At 59.6% G+C, this 19,634-nt stretch carries 18 protein-coding genes; 8 read left to right on the top strand and 10 right to left on the bottom strand.

Annotated features, from left to right (window positions below; all coding sequences use genetic code 11):
* Positions 1-109: 109 nt before the first annotated feature.
* From ABL844_RS32570 to ABL844_RS32585, 4 genes are all read right to left on the bottom strand, one after another.
* Positions 110-499 (bottom strand): ester cyclase, encoded by a 390-nt coding sequence (locus tag ABL844_RS32570; RefSeq protein ID WP_418132292.1) that lies wholly within the window; start codon positions 497-499, stop codon positions 110-112.
* Positions 500-915: 416 nt separating this feature from the next.
* Positions 916-1,350, bottom strand: a complete 435-nt coding sequence (locus ABL844_RS32575) for a DUF7281 domain-containing protein (RefSeq protein WP_418132293.1) — start codon at positions 1,348-1,350, stop codon at positions 916-918.
* 287 nt (positions 1,351-1,637) lie between these two features.
* Positions 1,638-2,903, bottom strand: coding sequence for an HNH endonuclease (locus ABL844_RS32580; protein WP_418132204.1), 1,266 nt, complete (start codon positions 2,901-2,903; stop codon positions 1,638-1,640).
* A gap of 152 nt (positions 2,904-3,055) precedes the next feature.
* Positions 3,056-5,122: an esterase/lipase family protein gene (locus ABL844_RS32585; protein WP_418132205.1), complete on the bottom strand. Its 2,067-nt coding sequence runs from the start codon at positions 5,120-5,122 to the stop codon at positions 3,056-3,058.
* A gap of 341 nt (positions 5,123-5,463) precedes the next feature.
* On the opposite strand from ABL844_RS32585, the gene ABL844_RS32590 reads away from it, so the two are divergent.
* From ABL844_RS32590 to ABL844_RS32600, 3 genes are all read left to right on the top strand, one after another.
* Entirely contained in the window at positions 5,464-7,260 is a 1,797-nt protein-coding gene (locus tag ABL844_RS32590) for a phospholipase D-like domain-containing protein (RefSeq protein ID WP_418132206.1), read from the top strand.
* 185 nt (positions 7,261-7,445) lie between these two features.
* Positions 7,446-9,263, top strand: a complete 1,818-nt coding sequence (locus ABL844_RS32595) for a 3'-5' exonuclease (protein WP_418132207.1) — start codon at positions 7,446-7,448, stop codon at positions 9,261-9,263.
* The gene (locus ABL844_RS32600; RefSeq protein WP_418132208.1) at positions 9,260-9,400 is read left to right on the top strand and encodes a hypothetical protein; all 141 of its coding nucleotides are present in this window, start codon (positions 9,260-9,262) and stop codon (positions 9,398-9,400) included. The genes ABL844_RS32595 and ABL844_RS32600 overlap by 4 nt, the downstream gene beginning before the upstream one ends.
* A gap of 47 nt (positions 9,401-9,447) precedes the next feature.
* Here ABL844_RS32600 and ABL844_RS32605 read toward each other — a convergent pair whose 3' ends face one another.
* From ABL844_RS32605 to ABL844_RS32625, 5 genes are all read right to left on the bottom strand, one after another.
* Positions 9,448-9,789, bottom strand: a complete 342-nt coding sequence (locus ABL844_RS32605; protein WP_418132209.1) for a hypothetical protein — start codon at positions 9,787-9,789, stop codon at positions 9,448-9,450.
* A 334-nt stretch (positions 9,790-10,123) separates the two neighbouring features.
* The gene (locus ABL844_RS32610; protein ID WP_418132210.1) at positions 10,124-11,425 is read right to left on the bottom strand and encodes a DUF5677 domain-containing protein; all 1,302 of its coding nucleotides are present in this window, start codon (positions 11,423-11,425) and stop codon (positions 10,124-10,126) included.
* 23 nt (positions 11,426-11,448) lie between these two features.
* The gene (locus ABL844_RS32615; RefSeq protein ID WP_418132294.1) at positions 11,449-11,832 is read right to left on the bottom strand and encodes a DUF6527 family protein; all 384 of its coding nucleotides are present in this window, start codon (positions 11,830-11,832) and stop codon (positions 11,449-11,451) included.
* Between the two features lie 74 nt (positions 11,833-11,906).
* Entirely contained in the window at positions 11,907-13,097 is a 1,191-nt protein-coding gene (locus tag ABL844_RS32620) for a ThiF family adenylyltransferase (RefSeq protein WP_418132211.1), read from the bottom strand.
* A complete protein-coding gene (locus tag ABL844_RS32625) occupies positions 13,072-13,821 on the bottom strand; it encodes a multiubiquitin domain-containing protein (RefSeq protein ID WP_418132212.1) in 750 nt (249 codons plus the stop codon). Before ABL844_RS32625 ends, ABL844_RS32620 begins: the two co-directional genes overlap by 26 nt.
* 274 nt (positions 13,822-14,095) lie before the next feature.
* Here ABL844_RS32625 and ABL844_RS32630 point away from each other — a divergent pair, with 274 nt between their 5' ends.
* The 3 genes from ABL844_RS32630 (at position 14,096) to ABL844_RS32640 (ending at position 17,246) form a co-directional block, all read left to right on the top strand.
* Positions 14,096-14,482, top strand: coding sequence for a helix-turn-helix domain-containing protein (locus ABL844_RS32630; RefSeq protein WP_418132213.1), 387 nt, complete (start codon positions 14,096-14,098; stop codon positions 14,480-14,482).
* A 35-nt stretch (positions 14,483-14,517) separates the two neighbouring features.
* Complete coding sequence (locus tag ABL844_RS32635) at positions 14,518-15,633, top strand: protein kinase domain-containing protein (protein WP_418132214.1); 1,116 nt, start codon at positions 14,518-14,520, stop codon at positions 15,631-15,633.
* Positions 15,634-15,719: 86 nt separating this feature from the next.
* On the top strand, positions 15,720-17,246 hold the full coding sequence (locus ABL844_RS32640; RefSeq protein ID WP_418132215.1) for a hypothetical protein: 1,527 nt from the start codon (positions 15,720-15,722) through the stop codon (positions 17,244-17,246).
* A gap of 725 nt (positions 17,247-17,971) precedes the next feature.
* On the opposite strand, the gene ABL844_RS32645 is transcribed toward ABL844_RS32640, so the two are convergent.
* Positions 17,972-18,214 (bottom strand): helix-turn-helix domain-containing protein, encoded by a 243-nt coding sequence (locus ABL844_RS32645; protein ID WP_418132216.1) that lies wholly within the window; start codon positions 18,212-18,214, stop codon positions 17,972-17,974.
* A gap of 239 nt (positions 18,215-18,453) precedes the next feature.
* On the opposite strand from ABL844_RS32645, the gene ABL844_RS32650 reads away from it, so the two are divergent.
* Together ABL844_RS32650 and ABL844_RS32655 are read left to right on the top strand one after the other, a co-directional pair.
* Positions 18,454-18,975, top strand: coding sequence for a helix-turn-helix domain-containing protein (locus tag ABL844_RS32650; RefSeq protein WP_418132295.1), 522 nt, complete (start codon positions 18,454-18,456; stop codon positions 18,973-18,975).
* A gap of 200 nt (positions 18,976-19,175) precedes the next feature.
* Positions 19,176-19,370: a YqaE/Pmp3 family membrane protein gene (locus ABL844_RS32655; RefSeq protein ID WP_184641781.1), complete on the top strand. Its 195-nt coding sequence runs from the start codon at positions 19,176-19,178 to the stop codon at positions 19,368-19,370.
* Positions 19,371-19,634: the final 264 nt, after the last annotated feature.

The raw sequence follows: 19,634 nt of genomic DNA on the forward strand, positions 1-19,634 counted from the left end.
GCCCTGCCATCAGACCTGCCGCGGCGTGACGTTCACTACGAGCCCAAGACCATCACACGCCGCACGCCGGGGCTGCGGCCTGTGCCGGCGGCAGCCATTCACCTAACGCTTATGGAAGTTGCGCTTCAATTGCTGACTTGTCGATGACGGACCAGACCCGAGCGATCTTGTGATCGCGAAGTTCGTAGAACACGTTCTCCGAGAACACGATCCTCTTGCCGTTCACGGTCAGGCCCAAGAACTCGCCTTGAGGCGAGCAGTCGAATCGAAGTCTGCTCCCCACGCAGTTCACATCCGCGACCAGCAACTCCACTTCGTAGCGAAGGTCAGGAATAGTGGCGAAGTCGTTTTGAAGCATCGCCCGATAGCCCGCCAAACCGAGCTGCCGGTCGTTGTGACGCACGTCGGCCTCAACGAAGTCGCCAAGCCGAGACCAGTCCTGCGCATTGAGACAAGCGACGTAGGCGAGGTAGAAGTCTTTGATGTGTGTTGCCTGCAATTCCGTTCTCCAAAGCGTTTTCATTCATCCCACTGACCCATCTTCGCACCGCACCGCACCGCATCGCACGGCGTTCCGACGGGCTCAAGATGGCAGAGGCGGGGCATATGTCGCCGGCTGCAGAAACGATGTACAACGATATGGCAAGCCAATATATGCTTGAGTGCCCATATTGGGAGAAAGCCCCTCTCTTGCTATGCCGGTCGGGCTCACGAACGTGCGCGTATCAGGACTGCTGAGAGAGCGTTCGGTCATGACGCCACATCCCTCTTTGGCAGCAGTGAGTGAATGCTGCGGCCGAAGACGCTGCCGTCCGAGGTCAGTTCTTGAATGTTTGCGGCGAAGCGCCGGCGGTCGCTTGAATTGCTCAATCACGCCGACTCGCAACGGCGGGGCGAATCACGCTGATGATCCGCTCAGCGGGGAAAGCCTTCCTGATTGAGGCCGGTCGCAAGGCTACGCAGCCGGCCCCAGGCCAGAGTGATCGAAGCATCGTCGACGGCGTCCAGATGCGCCGAACTGTGCTGGTAGGAGTTCGTATAGAGGTGCGTGCGCTTCTGAGCCAGCACGGCCTCACGCAATGCAGGCCAAGGCGGCAGACAGACGGCCTCTCGCCGGGGTAATGACGCCGCCATCGACAGTCCCTTGGGGTCGAAGTCGAAGAAGGCGAGGGTAGGGCGGTCGTCGTGCGCGAGCAGCCTTGCGGCCGCGTCGGTGCCGAAGAGGCGCGGCCCGCCCCGATAGATGGCCATGCAGGGCCGTCCCTTCACGTGCTCGTTCAGCCAGGTGAATTCGTGCAGCTGCAGCAGCGGTTCCAGGTTTTCACACACCAGCAGCACCTCGTAAGGCACGGCCAAAGCCGCAGTTCAAGAAGCAAGTGTTGGCCGTCGCCTGAGTTCCACGTTTTCTTGCCGTACCAGCGCAGCTTGCCTGCGTTCGCCCGCAGGCGAGCTTGAGGCCATGCGGGCGAAGAAGGGATTTCCGGTATAGATTTCCGCGCCCATCTGACCTACGGTTCCATCAAGCGCCGACCTAGCGTATTTGCCTTCACCCCTTGTTCGGACACGCGTGTGTCCAACAGCATGCGGGTCAAGGCTCCGTGAAAAAGCGAGCCGGCCCTGGGTGGGAAATCAACACGTCACGATTCAAGATTGAGCCAGCCGCACCTCAGCTCGTGATGTTTCAAGGCTTCAGAAAGTGCGGCCATGCTCGGGTCTATGGGCTCTCGCAGTGGCACGTCATTGAAGCTTGCGTACTCGGAGTTGCCAAGCGCTGCGCTCAGCCGGATCTTTCTAGTCCTGGAGTCGACGCATAGCAGGTGCAGGTCGAACAGCTTGTGGAGGTCCGATCGTAGTAGCAGGCCGTTGCCGACCAGATTGGTGTGCACGCCTTTGTAGGGAATGATGTGTGCCGCCTCGAGAAGTGCCTCGACCCTGCAGCCTGAGATGGCACACGCGCCGCCGTAGGCAGTCAGCAGCGCCTTGCGGAACTCCGGTTGACCGTCACGCTGAACGATGGCCGCCATGATGCGGCGACGCGCATCCTCTGAAGGATCGAACATCCCTGCCGTCGAGGCGGCGTCGCGTGCGTCGTCGAGTTCGGCGAGATCCGCATTGCCGAGGAATCGGGGCCGCAGGACCATATCGCCAACGTCGGCGAGTTCCCAGACACCATCGATATTGGGCTTGTACGTGTCGAACAGCACGCCCCGACCCCTGCCTCTACGTATGAGCTGATCGTAAGGATGCCCCGTGTCGGTTCTTCGTGGTTTCAGATTCACGGCATGGTTGCCGCGGGAGTTGCAGTTCACCGATAGAACCGAAAGATCCGGTCCCATGTTTGACTTGACGAAATCCGGGATCCTCGATGCGATGAGTTCGCCGACCTCTGCGGAAGAAGCCGGGCGGCCGAATTCGCGCACCGCGTCCAAGACTATTTCCCACGTAGGCTTATCGCCGTAGCGATATGCGCGGCTCCGAGGTTCCGGTGATCGTGTGGCATGACGGCTGAGTGGGGCGCTGTCGGGGTTGACGCCGAGAACGTCAGCATCCCCATCGACTTCGCCGACGTTTAGATGCGATGCGAACCATGCTTCGATCTGCATCGGGGACGGGCCATCCCCTGGCTTGAACCCCGATAGAAGAAGAACGGGAAGGCGTACATGCTCGATCCCGAGGCTGTCCCCTGGCTTGAGCCGGAATCCATGAGCCTCCTCTTCATCGTCATCCCAGACGAAGACGGCTCGCACCTGTCCGTGGCTGGCAATCCTGTCCGGCGCGCGACCGAGATTGCGCAGTAGATTCTTCGCCCCATCCTTCCCCGAGATCGCCTTCTCGAGGGTCGTGTGCTTCGGATGCTGGCGCCATCCGTTTCGTTCGTGCACCGCGGCGAATTGAATGCCCATTGGGTTGGTCCTCCGTATGCGGATGATCTTGTGTTTGCGGTCAGGCAAAGGCGCGATGAGCACGACGCGGGGCACGTCTGGCTGCGCGAATGATCGTGCAAACCGTCCGAACCGCGGAGAAGGCGCTCGCCTAGTCAGACCGCTGACTCTCTTCATCTGGCGGTGGGGGACCTCCGACAGAAGTCCCCTTGGTCGAAGCAATATTGCAGGCCCGATTCGACATCGTTGCAGGGCCTGGTCAGCGCCTCCTTGGCATAGGGCCAACCGACGGCCGCCGTGCGAAGGTACGGTTCTGCCTCCCTGCATTGCCCTGACTCGAGAAGCGACTTGCCAAGGTTCCTGCGCAACGTGCTCGCGAAGTCGGCCTCGGGCCTGGAGAGCTGCTCCTTCACAGCTTCCAACTCCCTGACGCCATATTCGGCGCGCGTCAGGCTCATCGAGGCGGCCTTCCAGTCGAGTTGCTTGGCCAGGGCCAAGCCGCGGTTGCCTTCTGCGAATGCGAAGTCAGGATTGCCCTGGTCAAGAATGCGCGCCGAGGCCCCGAATTGCTTCAATGCAACCGCGCTTCGGTTCGCCGCCGGTGCCGCTGCGACCTTGGCCTTGGCAATTGAATAGGAGGCGGCGCAGTCACCGCGCTTCTGGCACAGAAGCGCATTGAAGTTGGCGATGGAATCCAGAGCCCCCTGGAGCAGCCGCGATTCCTTATTGGCCGCCCCTTGCGGTTCCAGTGATGCGCGTATTTGCGCGGCATCCGGGCCGTTCGACATGAACTTTGCAATGGCGGCCATCCAGTCGGGGCGAAGGGTCGCTGCCTGCGCGATATCGGAAACCCAGATGGCGGCGAGCGCCTGTGGCAGGTGGTTGCCGAAGTAGTCATCGAAGAAATTAGGGTCGCCCGGAAGATTGCCATGAACGCTCTCCACGCCCATTCGCCGCGAGAAAGTCCCGACGCTCGGCTGGTTCATGGCGCTCGCGTAGGGGACGCGTCCATCGCCCCAGGTCGACCCCCATTGGTCGTACTCGGAGATGTAGGGTGCCCGGTAGCCGGCTTGGTCGGGCACCTTCCAGATGCGTGAGTAGTACAGCCAGGTGGGATAGCCGAGTGGCGCGGGCTGGAACTGCGAGCGGAACTCTCTGGCTTTCGCGAGCACCTTGGGCAATGAAGCAGGAAGGGCATAGCTCTCGGAGCTGCTGCCCTTGCGAAGCATCTGCTTGCCCGCGGGGAGGGCCCAAAATGCGACGTCGTAGTAGCTGGTGCCTGGTGTTCCTTCGGGCTGATCATTCCCTGCGGGAACGCCCACGCAGGAGACGATGTCCCCATTGTCAGACGGTGGCGGGCTGAGCTCGATGGCACCGGGCCAGCTCAGCAGCAGCGGGCGGATGCCCTGCGTGAATTGCGCGGCAACGCCGTTCTGGAACGCGTCGGCCAGTTTCTCGGTCCAGGAGGTCAGCGCCTTCAAGGTGCTTCGCACCTGAAGTTGATCATCGCGGGTGGGCTGGATGTAGCCGCTTTGCACCATCCGCACGATCTCGCAGCTGCCGCGCAGGGGAGACCCGAGCATTGTCAACTGGAGCACGCGACGGCCGTGTCCGTACTCGCCGCGGGCGTGCTTGCTGGCCCACGTCCAGCTCACCAAGCCGCCCATGCTGTGAGCGACGATCACCAGATCGGAATGCTTTGCCTCCAAGCCGGAGATGCACCTGTCGAGATCGCGCGCGCCCGAACGGATGTCTCGCCGCCAGTCGTAGCCGCATGCCAATACCTTGACGCCGTTGGCTGTACCCCAATTCTCGATCGCTGAGAAGGCATCGCCGTAAAAGTCCATCGGACCGATCGATCGCAGGAGTGCCGCCTTCACGCCGGACTCGGCCTGTTCGTCCACCAGCTCTTCTGGGAGCTCGAGGCGGGAAATGAGGGAACCGGGGTTCTCCAGGCGGCCGAAGATGTTCTGGCCATTGGGCGCTGTGAGTTCGGAGCCAAGAATCCCGGGTACGAAGACAACGGCCAGCCGAGCGCGCGCCGCGTCGAGCTCCACTCCTATCTCCGGCTGAACTGCGGCGGCCTTGCGCAGTGCATCCAATGTCCCCGTCAAGGTGGTTCCTGCGGCCGTGTCCGACCACGCGATGACCGGCGACTGTGCCAAGCTCGTGGCTGAAAAGAGCAGGCAGAGGCAAGCTGTGCCGAAACGGCGCGCGAGCAGTCCGGAAGAATTCGACATGCCGATGCCTCTCTCTCCTCAGCGCAGCGCCCGGCGCCTGGATCGGTCGTCGAGCGGGTCAGCGAACTCAAACCTTGGGCTGTCGAGAACGGGTGCGTGGCATCTGTCGCCGCGCATCCGCATTCTCAGGCAGGCCGAAATCGTACTGCGCGAACGGGCACTGCATCGCTACCTTGTTTGTGGGATGCCGAGCCGGCTTCTGTCTCGCATATTCATGGCTTGAGGCGCAGGTGTGGACGGGGACCTCGCCAAACTCGCTCTTGGGTTCCCGCAAGCTTGTCTTGATGGCGTCATAACTGGGGACCAGAAACCCGCCTACGTCAACGTTGAGAGGGGGACCTATGCGCTTTAAGTCTGAAAAGAAGGGCGGCTTCCAGATCTTTGCCGTTGCCGGCGTCAACACCATATCGTTCGGCATCTCGGCCTCTGCTACGGCGAGAAAGGGGCTGCTGGGTTTCGCGGTGGAGCGGGTCGATCCTCGAAGCGGGGAGAAGTACTTCGTGTACGGCATGAAGGTCTTCCCCTCCGTCATCCCCAACCCGGACGAGTCCACGCGCGTCTCGACCTTCGACCATCCGATCCAGAGTTTCGTGTGGGACGACTTCACCGCCAAGGACGGTCGAGACTACACCTACAACTTCTACCCTGTCAGGGGGAAGCCCAAGAACCTTGACCGCTCGGCCGAGCCGGTATCCATCGATGTGAAGACGGAGAAGCTGTTCACCAAGGGCACACACGACGTCTTCTTCAACCGCGGGGTCGCCAGCAGCCAGGCGTACGCGCGCGAGTTCCACAACATGAAGCCGGATGACATCGCCGACCCGAAGGAGCGCGCGCGTGCGATGGAATGGCTCAGCCGCAGCCTCGACGAGGCCCTGCTTGCCTTCATCGAACAGGCCAAGGCGGGCGACGAACTGTTCGGGTGCTTCTATGAGTTCCGATACGAGCCGGCCGCCCGGGCCTTTGCCCAGGCCGCGGAGAAGGGGGTCCGGGTCCGCTTGATCGTGGATGCCAAGGACAACGCATCCACGGACAAGAAGGGCAAGTTCCACGAGGCTTTTCCGCGCACGGAGAACCTCGCGATGCTCAAGTTGGTCAAGCTGCCGACGAAGCACTATGTCCTGCGCGAGATGCGGGCGAATGACATCCAGCACAACAAGTTCATGGTGCTGCGCAGGAAGGGCGAGCCGCGCGCATCGCAGGTCTGGACAGGGTCGACCAACCTGTCTGTGGGTGGTATTCACGGCCAGACGAATGTCGGCCACTGGGTGCGAGACAGCGACACCGCCGAGGGCTTCGCCGCCTACTGGAATTTACTCGGGGCCGACCCGGGCGCAGCGGACGGAAAGACCGCCGAAGGCCGGGCGGCCAACAAGGCCTTCACCACCGCCGTGGAGCAACTGAGTCCGACGTTGACGGAGGACGACGCGATCGCCCAAGGCATCACCCCGATCTTCAGCCCGCGTGCTGGGCTCAAGATGCTCGAGCGCTACGTCGCGATGCTCTCGGGGGCCCAGACCCATGCCTGCATTACGTTAGCCTTCGGCGTCGGGAAGCAGTTTCGCGAGTCGCTGTTGAAGAAGAACAGCATGAGTGCCCTGACCTTCCTGCTGCTCGAAAAGGAGGACCAGCCCAACCCGAAGAGCAAGGACAAAGACGAGTGGCAGCCGATCAACGCGAAGAACAACGTCTACAAGGCCTTCGGCTCCTACCTGCAGGATGCGGCCTATCAGTTCGCGCGTGAAACGAACGCCCGCATGCTCGAGCTCAACAGCCACGTGGCCTACATCCACTCGAAATTCATGCTGGTGGATCCCCTGGGGGCCGATCCCGTGGTGGTCACGGGGTCCGCCAATTTCTCGGAGCCGTCCACGCGCAGCAATGACGAAAACATGATCATCGTGCGAGGCGACCGGCGTGTGGCCGACATCTACTTCACCGAATTCAATCGCCTGTTCTTTCACTACTACTATCGATCCGTCGTGGAAGTCACCTCCCGCATGCGCGGAGAGAAGTCGCGCACGCCCAAGGATGCGCCGCAGTTCCTGAAGGAGGATCCCAAGGAGTGGCTCGCCAGCTACGCGCCGGGAAAGTTCAGGGACAAGCGCGTGGCGATGTATGCGGGAATGACGCTCTAGATGTCCCCTGAACCGGCGCGGGCGGCCCCGCGGCTTTGCTTCGATTCGGCCGGTCGAAGGCGCTCCGATGAACGGCGGGGTTCAAGGTGCATTCCTCCGTGGGGCCTGCTGGCGTTGAACGCGATTGACGGCCACTGCTTGTTACGGTAGCTTGCTTTCATCGACTCCTCGATGTCATCTCTTCAATGGCCGTCCTGATTCCTGCGTTGAGCACCTGCGTCGCCCGGATGACCCCGGGTGAGCGGCGATTGGCCGAGCGGCTGCAGCAGAAGCTCGATGAAGACTACCTGCTGTGGTACGACGTGCCCATCGGTCCCAAGCTGTGCCACCCCGACTTCGTGGTGCTGCATCCCAGCCGGGGCCTGTTGATCCTGGAGACCAAGGATTGGCGCCTGGACACCATCCAGCAGGCCAGCCGCGGCGACTGGCTGATCGCGCCGGATGGGGTGGCCAAGAGCGTGTCCAATCCGGTCGAGCAGGCCCGCCACCAGGCGCAGCAGGTCGTCGATGCCCTCAAGCGCGACCCTCAGCTGATCCAGCACGAGGGCAAGTGGAAGGGCATGCTCACCTTTCCGTGGAGCTACGGGGTTGTGCTCACGCGCATCACGCGCAAGCAGTTCGAGTCCGCGGGGCTCGGCAGCGCGATCGAGCCCAACCGGGTGGTCTGTTCCGACGAGATGCTGGAGGATGCCGAGCCGGAGGACTTCCAGAGCCGGCTCTGGGACATGTTCCCGGTGCTGATGCGCGGCACGCTGTCGCTGCCACAGATCGACCGGGTGCGCTGGAACCTGTTTCCGGAGGTGCGGGTGCCGGAGCAGGGCGCGCTCTTCGACGACGCGGACGACACGGCGACGATCCCCGACCTCCTGCGCGTGATGGACCTGCAGCAGGAACAGCTGGCGCGCAGCCTAGGCGACGGCCACCGCGTCATCCACGGTGTCGCGGGATCGGGCAAGACCATGATCCTGGGCTACCGCGCCGAGTACCTGGCCAAGGCCGCGGTGGATTCGCACAATCCGGTGCTCGTGCTTTGCTACAACGAGCCGCTGGCGGTGAAGCTGCAGGCTACGATGCAGGCCAAGGGATTGGCCGAGCGTGTCCAGGTCCGGCATTTCCACAAATGGTGCCGGGACCAGCTCGTGGCGTTCGGCCAGCCGCTGCCACCCAACGACCTTCCGGTGGGCGCCAAGATGGAGCAGATGGTGCGCAACGTCATCGAGGGAGTGGACCGCAAGATGATCCCGTCGGGCCAGTACCTGGCGGTGCTGGTCGACGAAGGCCATGACTTCGCACCTGAGTGGCTCAAGCTGGTCACCCAGATGGTCGACCCGGCGACCAACAGCCTGCTGTTGCTGTACGACGATGCGCAGAGCATCTACGACAAGCGCAGCGGCAAGCCCTTCAGTTTCAAGAGCGTGGGCGTGCAGGCGCAGGGCCGTACGACGATCCTGAGGATCAACTACCGCAACACCCGCCAGATCCTGCAGACGGCGAGTGCGATGGCGACCGAGCTCCTGCGGCCCCAGGAGAAGGACGACGACGGCGTTCCGCTTGTCCAGCCGGTGAGCTGCGGCAGGGAAGGGCCGGAGCCGATCGTCATCGATCTGCCGAGTACCCAGGCGCAGGCCGACCGGATTGCGGAACTCATGGCCAGTGCGCACAACGAGGGGCATGCCTGGGGCGACATGGCGGTGCTGTGCCGGAGCTGGGCGCTGATGGACGAATGTGCGCGGGCGCTGGGGCGTCGCCGCCTGCCGCACAAGGTGCGCAAGGGCACGCATGATTTCGACCCGAGCGCGGACACCATCAAGGTGATGACCCTGCATGCCAGCAAGGGGCTGGAGTTTCCGGTGGTTGCGGTGATGGGGGCACGCCAGGCCGGTGCGGGCCAGGAGGAGGGCGTGAAGGAAGGCCGCGAGGCACTGGAAGAGATGCGCTTGTTCTATGTCGGTGCGACGCGCGCGACGTCGCGGCTCATGATTGCCAATGCCATCTCGCAGTGAGCAAGACCTATCTGTTGATCGATTTGCAGAACCGGCACCCGCCGCCGGAGGACGTCGCGTCGTGGATGGGCTCGAATGGCGAGGCCTGGATTTTCTATGGTGAGCACGAGATCGGATTGCTCGCACAGTATATGTAGTTGAGTGAGTGGAGACGATCAGGCCTCCTGGCACTCGGGCCTGTGTCTTAGCTCCTTTGAGCGCGAGTGCTTGGCACGGAGGTCAGCCAGCCACAAAACATGTTGACTCCCAGACCGCCGAGCAGCAGCGAGATGATGACGTCCCATCGCTCAATGGCCGTGCGGCCAACCTTGGCTTCGACGGACGAAATCCCCCCGTGCTCGCTCATGACAGAAATTGATTCCTTGAACACGTCCGACGAGAAAACGTGTCCGATCGCAAGCCCGATCAGAATCAATGATGCGACAAGAACGCAGAACGAGCCTGGACCGCGACCTCGCACCGTCATGACAACCATGAACAGCACCACGAGGTACCCGAGGTTGTGAGCGTTGATAAGTCCTGACATTTGTTTGAGACGCCTCCGGGCAGATGTGTGTATGTTGAGGAAATTGAAAGCGAAGACCGCTCGCGTCGAGAAGGATTCGCATTCGGGCTTGATTGTGAGGATTCAACGTTAGCTGTCTTACGCCCTCAGAAAAATCGAGGACTTGTGCGTCACGCATGGAAAGTAAGGGTGAGTGGTGGGATCGAAATTGCTTAACTTTCCCCTCTTGGGTGAACGTATATTGACTTATAGGACTCTTGACTACTGGCGCTTCACGCTGCCGCCTCTCAGATTTTTTGGCGAAAGCGGCAGCTCATGGCCAATAGCCAAAGTTAATCTCTCGATTTCAGAAGTATCAAGCCATTGAGGAAGGACGATCAGCTTGCTCAACTGCGACTCTTTTTGTTCGCCGTTTCTCCAACTTGGTTCGACGCGCAAGTTCATCTTTGCGAAGGAGCGTGTCTGCGGCAAGAAGTGCAGGTGCTACAGCATCCTTGACATGAAGAATACTGTTTAACTCAGTGAGGCGGTCCAAATCAGTGTCTCGTCCCAGGTAGAGGCTGGTGATAAGCGCTAGCGTCTGCGCTGTGCGTACGCCTGGTTCAAGAAGACCGGCGTTGCTGCGTCCTGCCAGGAGTACGCCTTCGTCAGCCATTGAACCGAGATTGAAAAACAGGCTTCGAGCACCTGCATGGACGTTGAAGGAGGCCAACTTGTAGTAGCTGTTCATTGACTCGCGGCCGGCCGACTTTTGCAAATCCTTGAAAGTCGGCTTCTTGAGGTTCAGTGCGTCCGCAGCCCATCCATATGGATGAGCGAATGTTGGACCGAATCGATCAATGACCCGCTTATATTGGCGCTCGATCTGGCTTCGCTCGCGCTTTCCCACAGGTGCAAAGCCCAACGGCACCTGTGTTGCATCGTGATCGTCCGCCTGGCGCTTTACATCGACGGCGTCATGAAGTATGTAACGTTCTGCCAGATTCTCGTCACCCTCCGAGATCACGGCAGCCGTGACAGCGAGTTCATGCAGCGTCCGCCAGCGCGCCATTGCCCCGTCAGCGAAGCCATTCTCCATAAGGCAGATGACTTCATCCGCAACTTGGCATGCTCGCGTGTGAAGTCGGACCAGCACCCATCTACGATGTACATGTCCGCGGGCACGGGATTTTCGGTGCCGCATGAGTGTCTCCCGGCCAAGTTCGCGGCAACAGGTGAGCAGCATCCGCAGAAAGCTGAGCCCGCCGCCCCAACGCTCTTCTAGACGTTGACGAAAGCCTTCTTGCTCTTCCGATTGGTTCGCTGACTCGACAACCCATTTTTCACATAGGCCTTCGAAATAGAGCAGACTGACTTTGCTCGCTGCCTTGGCAATAGTCTCGGGCAGAGCTTCTCTCATCCTTGCAACTGTGGCTTCGAGTTCTTTCAGGTCGGCATTCGTGAAGACCAATTCAAGTTCGCGAATCGAGCTTGATCTACCTTGTTTCCAGGAAAACTTACCGGGCGAGCCATTCATCACATGAGCCGCGAAGGATTTTGCTATCTTCGCTGAGATCTCGATGCCTACTTCTTTGGTTTTTCGACGTAGAAGCTTTTGCAAAGCTATCGCAGGCAACTCATCAACAGCCCGGCGGACTGATTCCTTGATCACAGTCATATGTCTACAGGGTCATCTCTCGGTTACCTGAATAGGTCGATGAACCACACCCATCGCGAACGGGATTTCTGCGCAGGTGGCCCTGCAGGTTCATTCAGTTGAGTAATCGGAGCATTTTCTTCGTCGCGCCGAACCTCGGATCGCTTGGCATAGTGCGCTTGCTTGGATACACGGTCCCTTTGTCTGCCACGTTCAATCATGTCTTCGGACATATTGGCTGCCCACTTGATCTTCCCCTGCCGGATGAAGTAGTGCGATCGGCAGGGAAAGCTCCAATTCCCGATAGATGGCTCGAGCGAAACATTTTCACCATCGAATAGCAGCGTCCAGTCCGTTGGTGATAGCGGGGTGACTACTTCGAGACCGCAGCCGCATGCGCATCGGTGTGCGGCCAATGAATACGACATAGAAACGTAGAGAACGCCTTCTTCCAAGGCGTCTGGAACGTACTCAACGAATCGATGGGCGAGTCGGCTGTGCGTCAAAGCCTGACCTCGTTGTTGACGATCTTGTTGAGGCTGCTGGTGAACGTGCAGTCGTGATCACCACTGTCGTCGTGGTAATAGTTGCAGAGCCTTTTCCATCGGATCACGGCGAGCACCGCGTTCATGGCATTAAGTTCAGCCACCTGGATGTTGCTGCGATACAGTTCGTCCGCCTCGCGGTCCCCTGTCGATACTCTTGTGGCCAAGTGTTCGCGCATGCTTGGCGTGCTCGTCGTCACCCGGCAAGTACCCCAGAGTCTGTTGGTCTCCTCAACAACTTGGACCTCCATCCCAACATCAATAAACGGAACGTTTGTGCCACTTAGGAAATCGAGTATCGTTCGCCTGGCAGATCCGCGATCCACGCAAACAAACACAAAGTCGAACTGTGATAGCTCTGCGACATTCGCTTCCGAAATGTATGTGTCGTGGCTGATGATGCCTCGTCGCATCTGTGCATATCGTTCTCTCAGGTACTCGACCTTTGGCAATCCTTTTTCTAGATCGTCGCGCGACGCTGCGCCGGGCGCGCGAAAAGCGTTGTGTTGCCTGAACCGATCTCCATCGAACATGTGAATTTCTGCAACGTGAGTCTTGGCTGCCAGATCCAAGATGTAAGCGCCGGTCCCGCCTACTCCGACGATGCAAATCTTCTGGTTCTTCATCTGCTGCGCAATCATCTGAATTCCGGCGCGGCTCGATGCCGTGTCTTCGTACTCGAACACCGAGTCCGACTCCTGAGGCTCCACTACCCGGAATGTCATTGGATCGCAGTCGGGATATCTTGCGCGGGCCTGATGCCAGATGACGTTCACATAGCTGACCATCTTTTCAAAGTAGTCGATGAACGCGCCCGAACGAGGCTTATTCGAAAATGAAAAGTTGGGCGCAAGCCCTTCTGCCCATTGAAATGGCCCTGTTCCGTGCTCCAAGGCAGTGATTCGCGTCCCGTCAGCATTGTGGGGATAGGAACCAAAAAAATAGGCGACGTGCGTGCTTGGTGCCGCAGTTTGTAGCGGTGATGCAAGCGTCAACTCGCTGGCGAGCGTCCCGTACAGCAGGTTGCCGGCAGCATCGAGGTAAGGTACCGCGTGGACCAACAAGTAGTTGGAGCGGACCTCCACCTCATATCCAGCATCGCGTAGCCGCTTGAGGTCTGCACTACGACTTATCAGTAACTGTGACATAGAAAGTCATCCCGTCCTTGATCCACACATGCTGCTTGTCGACCATCGAGCCCTCTGGGTTTTGGTGTGGGCCACGCGCATAGGTGATCGAGTAGACCGTGTTGGGTTGCGGGACCGCGTCAGGGAAGGCCATCTTAACTACGTCCCAATAGCTGAGCATTCGCTTGTGGACCTCCCGTGGCCGCGCGTTCACAATGATCCGAACCAAAATTGGCTTGATCACATAGCGTTCCACGCCAGGGGTGGTCAGGTCGGCAAAATCGCTGTCGCCGACGATATGGTCTCCGCCAACAGGCAGGACTTGCCAAACGTCATGAGCGTGCGTCTTGACGCCAGCCAGCCGCTTGATCGTGGCGCCAGTGATCTGACTCGCGCCCCAGTCGAATGTCCTATCGTCGACCAAGAGGCGGAAGGTCCGATCGCTGCGAAACACCACAAATCGCTCTGTGCCTGCCGTACGCAAATCAACATGCTCGTCGGGGCGCAAACTTTCCAGTTGGCCGTCCAGCAAGAGCTGGAACGCAATGTGTTCGACAGGATTCGTCACGCCTGCTGCTGCGAGCACCTGTGAGCCCGTCACAACGGCCGAGGGTACGACCGCAGTTCGATAGACGAGATTTTCGTCCCCGATCAAGATGCCATAAGGCCCGTCGCCACGTAACGCGCGCCCATCAGCGACCGCGGCCGCGACATCCTCGACGCCTGATTCAAATCTGCTTTCCATAAGTCGCCCTTCTTTGCCCGCCTGTGCTTCGGTAACTGCCTGACCCAAATTGACCAGTGGCCTCAATTTAGTGGGTTGTGCTAATAATGTCAAGCATGCTAATGATAAGCTATGTTCGCTTAGGGGAGATTGAACTTTTTACCGAGAGAAATGAGCGCGATTCGGATGTGGCTGTGGCTCGGTTTCCCAGGAGAAGCCGGCTTGAAGCCTCTGCCTTACTTAGCGGCCAATCTAGGTGCTTGATAAACTTAGCAATCGGATGCATACTTCGGTCATGACCGAGTTGAATGAATCCGTAGGGCGAATGCCGAGCCTTCTTGGCGCGCACTTGGCGGCAGTCCGTAAAGACCGTGGCTATTCCCTGCGCCACGTGGAAGACCTGACCAAGAAATCTGTTTCCAACGCGTACTTGAGCCAGGTGGAGAGCGGGAAGATCCAGCAGCCGTCTCCCAATATCCTTCATGCGTTGGCTGCGGCCTACAAAATCAACTATGAACAGCTGATGGAGATGGCTGGATACATCTCCACCGGTAGCAAGCGAGGAGGAACTGCACGCAAGTCCAGCGCACTTGCGGAGCTGAACCTGAGCCCCGAAGAGGAAGTGGAGCTTCTGGAATACCTGCAATTCAGGCGCGCCCAGAAGGAAAAGTTGGGCAAGTAATCGACCGCAACGGTCCAGTGGAGGAGCTACAAGAGATGAGTGCGATACCCGCAATTGCTGCCCCGGCGGCTGCGACAAATCCTGCGTTTGATCTGATAGGGCAAACCCTTGGAGGTGGATGGCTGGTGACGGAGCGCTTACCTCGTAGCGGTGAACCTGGCGCTGAGGATCAAACGGGGGGCTATTTCTCGGTGGGCTACATCGCAACGAAAGGCACGAGGAAGGCTTTCGTTAAAGCGATTGACGTCCAGGGCGTTATAGAAAACAAGAACAGCGGCAAGACCCTGATGCAGCGCCTGAAGGAGATGACGGACAACCACTCGTTCGAGAGCGCAATCCTGGAGGTATGCAGAAAGGCCAAGCTGGATCGGGTGGTGGAGGTCATCGATAGCGGTCAGTTGGAGTTGCCAGGCTCGCTCCTTGGGCTCGAGGTGCCTTTCATCATGTTCGAGATGGCCGATGGTGACGTTCGCAAAGCTATTGGTGCTAGCGAGAAGATCGACGCCGCTTGGAAATTCAGGGTCTTGCATGATGTGGCGATAGGTATTCAGCAACTCCACCGCAACGACATTTCTCATCAGGATTTGAAGCCATCCAACGTCTTGGTGTTTGAGCAAGGAGGCGCCCTGGCCAAGCTCGGCGACCTCGGGCGTTCTTCCCGCCGAGGCCTGAGTGCCCTACATGATGCAGCCCCACTTCCCGGCGCTGTCGCCTATGCCCCCCCGGAGCAGGTTTTCGGGATTACACCTGAGCGATGGGAGGATCGCCGCGAGGGTTGTGACATCTACCACCTCGGCTCCCTGGCCGCATTTCTTTTCACCGGCGTGGTCCTCTCCGCAAGGCTGGCACAAGCACTACCTTCAGGCATGAGGCCGTACCTATGGGGAGGCGAAGCTGGGTGTGACTATGAAACAGCTCTACCCATATTGAAGAAGGCCTTGACCGAATTCATCGCCGATTCGCAGGCGAACTTTCCCGTTTGGGCAGCCGAGGACCTTGGCCAAATCATTGTTGCTGCATGCGACCCTGACTACCGGGTGAGGGGCGACGCTGCTGCACGTCAGCGAAGCGGCAATACAGTCGGTATCGACGCATTCGTCTCGCGCTTCGACCGACTGGCGAAGAGCGCAGCGGTCAAGACCAGGAACTGATCGTGCTTCGCGACAAGACTCAGCGACGGATCGTTCCTCGTTGGCGCCCTTCTGGCTTGGCGTCTTCCTCGGCAGATTTCACTGCCTTGAAGAAGCCCTCCATCCGGGCGTCGCTCGCCCTTGACGAAAGAGGGCAAGCACTGCGCGCATTCCTCGCGGACCGAAATCTCGGCACCGCGTCAGAGGCCCTTACTGAGGCCCTCCTGGAAGGGAATGCCGACGGAGCCAAACGCTGCGCTGCTTACATTCGCCAGAATGCCGATAGTGCGCCAGCTCCGCTTCTACGACTCGCAAACGAAGCTGCTCCTGGGGAACTACCGTCCCCGAACGGCGCTGTTGAGGTTGCGCGTTGGCGATCGCTCTTGAAGCTCTCGCCGAGAAATGCAGTTGTGTGGGCAGATATGGCCCGCCACTATGCGGCTCAGGGCGACAAGAAGCAGGCGACCAGATGCATGCAGACGGCGCTGCAACTCGCTCCGGATCACCGTTGGATGCTGAGGACTGCCTCTCGGTTTCTGGTGCACCAGCAGGACTATGCCGCGGCGCACAAGCTTCTGGCTAATCACCCCCGCACGAAGACCGATCCCTGGTTGATGGCTGCCGAGTTGGCGTGCGCGCACGTGGCCGGCAAAGTTCCCAAGTCGTGGAAGGCAGGGAATGACGCACTGCGATACGATCGCTTCTCTGCAGTCCACGTTTCCGAACTGGCGACGGCGATCGGCATGATGGAGTTGGAAGGCGGAAACAAAAAGCAAGCAAAAAAACTGGTGCAGCGCGGTCTGATCGTTCCGACGGAAAACACTCTCGCTCAAGTCATTTGGGCAAAGGAAGCGAAACATCTCGGCGATGGATTTGTCGGCCTGAGCAAACTCGTCAGTGCGCGAGAAGACGCATTTGAAGCCAGCTACAAAATCGGGCTTCGGCAGGGCGACTTCCCGCGAGCTTTCGCGGCCTGTCGACAATGGATGGACGATGAACCCTTCGCTGCGCGGCCGAAGATGGAGACAACGTTCATCGCGTCCTTGCTGGACGACTACGATCTGATTCAGCGTATTGCGCGAAAGATATCGAAGACGGACGGCAAGCTCTCCTCCGAAATGGAGATGAATGTCTTATTTGCCGAATTGAGTTCGGGTCAGATAGACGCCAAAGATCCAGACACCTTCGGCAAGACCGTGGCGCGCCTCAAGACTCTCATGGATATCGGGGGGCTGCTGACCGTTCATGCCACAGCGAATCTCGCCTTGCTTAGCTACCGTAGCGGAAATCCTGAGGCTGGAAGAGATCTATATAGGGTAGCCATCGACCTGGCCCGCAAGCAGGAGGGCATCGAGAATGCGGCACTTGCAGCAACCTTTGCCGCCCGAGAGGCAATTCTCGCCGGGGCCACCGACGCAGAGCTTCACTTGAACGAAGCTGATGAACTGGCGACGAAGGCCGGAAGTGAGGCATCGCAGTTCTATAACAGGAAGCTTCGTGCGTTGATTGCAGCGCCGGACCGAGCGGGAGTGATACTTTCTCCAAGTTCAACGGATCAGTTTCTGAAGCCCATCAAGATACTGAAGATGGCAAAGGACGCAGGGGGATTTGTTCTAACGATTGGGCGGCGCTAGCAACGCAAGCGTCTGGCGAAGTCAGGACGGCAAGTGCGACCCGAGACCATCTATCGTTCCGGGCGGCCCTCGGTGGCGATGACCTTCAACAATCCGCTGAAGCGAGGGCTGTCGTACCTCAGGGGTGCGATGAACTGCTTGGCTTCGAACCAGATCAGCGTTTGCACGGCTTGACCGCCGCTCACGCCTTCAAGGTAAATCGCCGGCGGTCGGTGAACGGGTAGTCCATTCCCAGTGAGCTGAACTTGCAAAAAGAGATCGTACCAGCGCCCGTCATCTGCGTCGAAGCACAAGCTGTATGAACCGCCGTCCCGGCAGATGTCCGCAGCTCAGATCCTTTGCACTTTCATGGTTGCATTGTCACTGAGCCCTGTTTGAGTTCAGGCTGCTTCCAGCGATGCGGCAGCAAGTCTTCAATCCGGCTGGCCGGTTGCCGGCGACGATTTGGGCTGTATATGGGCTGGGGCAGTACAAGACCGACAAGAAGATCGAAAGGCGATCAGCCGAAGGTTGTGATGGTGGCGGTTGGCACCGAAAGGTGGCCCGTCTTCATTCAATCTCAATGCTGGCCGCACAGGTCCTTGATGATTAGTCGACATCCCCGGTAGAGGATTCCGTTTCGAGGCGGCCCATCTACTTAGTCATCGTGCGTGCACAGCGCCTAATGAGTTGGCGCGGCGCTATAAGGCCTTGCAGTACGGATCAACGTGCAGAGGGGGACGCCCTCATTCCTCGAGGAGCTGATAGGGCCGGATCTCCAAGGCCAAGGCGAGACGCTCGAGGTTGTCGAGAGAAATGTTGCGGGCTTGACGCTCAACGTGAGCGACAAAGGTCCGATGCAGTCCCGCCTCGAAGGCCAGTGCTTCCTGCGACCATCCCCTCAATCCGCGTTGCCGGATCAAATTCAGTGCGAGCACTTCCCGCGCCGACGCTGCGGGGTGCTTCGAAGAATTCTTAGGGCCAACCACGTGGGAAGTCTTCGAGAAGGATGCTTTTAAGTCAGCCGTGTTTGAGTCACAATCAGCGAGCCGTCTGCATCTACGAAGAGCATGCGTTCATGCGAACTTCCCGGCTTCCATCTCCGTTTCCCACCGCCCGGTCGCCTAGGTTGCCGGCATCGATCGCGCGCGCGCGTCCCAAAAAATCGTCGCAGCCTTTGCGGAGTTCGTCTGCGTCACGCATCGGAGCACAGGTGAGGGCGCTGCGCATGGCGGCGGGGATGTCTGCTGGGCGACTGGCGTTGGCGTCGGGGATCTCCGCCTCGATGCTCTCGCGGATCGAGCGCGGGCTGGTCTCACCCTCGGTGGAGACTCTGGAGCGGCTTGCGCAAGGTTTGCACGTGCCGGTGTCTCGCTTCTTCGGTGATCAGTCCCGGCGCACGGACTTCTGTCATGTGCGGGCGGGCCAGGGGCTCGTGGTCGATCGCGTCGGGGCCGTGGCGGACTATCGGTACGAGCTGCTGGGGCATTCGCTGTCCGGCAACCTGTTCGTGGAGCCCTACTTGGTGACGCTGCTGCCGGAGGCAGGGCCGTACGTGACCTTCCAGCACCCGGGGCTCAAGTTCCTGTACTTTTTGTCAGGGGTGGTCACGTACCGTTATGGCGCGAGGGTGGTCGAGGTGGGGGTAGGGGACACGCTGATGTTCGATGCGACGATGCTGCATGGCATCGAGGTGATCCATTCGGGGCCGGTGTCGTACCTTTCGGTGGTGTTCACGCTGCGCGAGTGACGCAAAGTTGGCTCCACCTCTACATTGATTCTCATCAATGTGATGTGATCCTGCTTCGAGTCGTTGGTCTCGGGTTCGGACGAACAGGTTTCATCGCTGCCTGAAATTCGTGGGCAGCGTGGCTTGGCGTCAAGCTGGTCACGGCGGGGCTTGAGATTCCAACGGGTTGAATGACTGTCCGACGATCTAGGAGAGAAAAAGTGCGCCTGCTGATTGCTTTGATCCTGCCTTGGCTGACATTCTTCACCATCGGCAGGCCGATTGCCGGTGTGATCTGCCTCGTTCTCCAGCTCACGATCATTGGCTGGCTGCCCGCGACGATCTGGGCTGTGTATGGGTTGGGGCAGTACAAGACCGACAAGAAGATCGAAAAGGCGCTCCGTCAAAGGGCGTGACCAAGGCGGCGGGCGCCGGAAGGATACGCTCGCCTGTTCCATGCTGGCCGCGCTCATCGTTTGAGGGGCGGTCAGCAGCACGGCTGGCTTGGAGGAAGGTCGGCGTCCCCAGGTGCGATTGCGCGTGATCCGGTCGATGGCCCGCTGTTGCATCGGCAGCGCGATGCACCCCTTTCTCTTCCTATCCTGATGTTCGGCATGCCGAACATCAGGGGACTGCGCGCGGGAATCCGCGTCCGCCTGTCCTGCCTGATCGTGGGAATT

Source organism: Variovorax sp. 278MFTsu5.1 (assembly GCF_048305045.1).
Lineage (GTDB): Bacteria > Pseudomonadota > Gammaproteobacteria > Burkholderiales > Burkholderiaceae_C > Variovorax > Variovorax guangxiensis.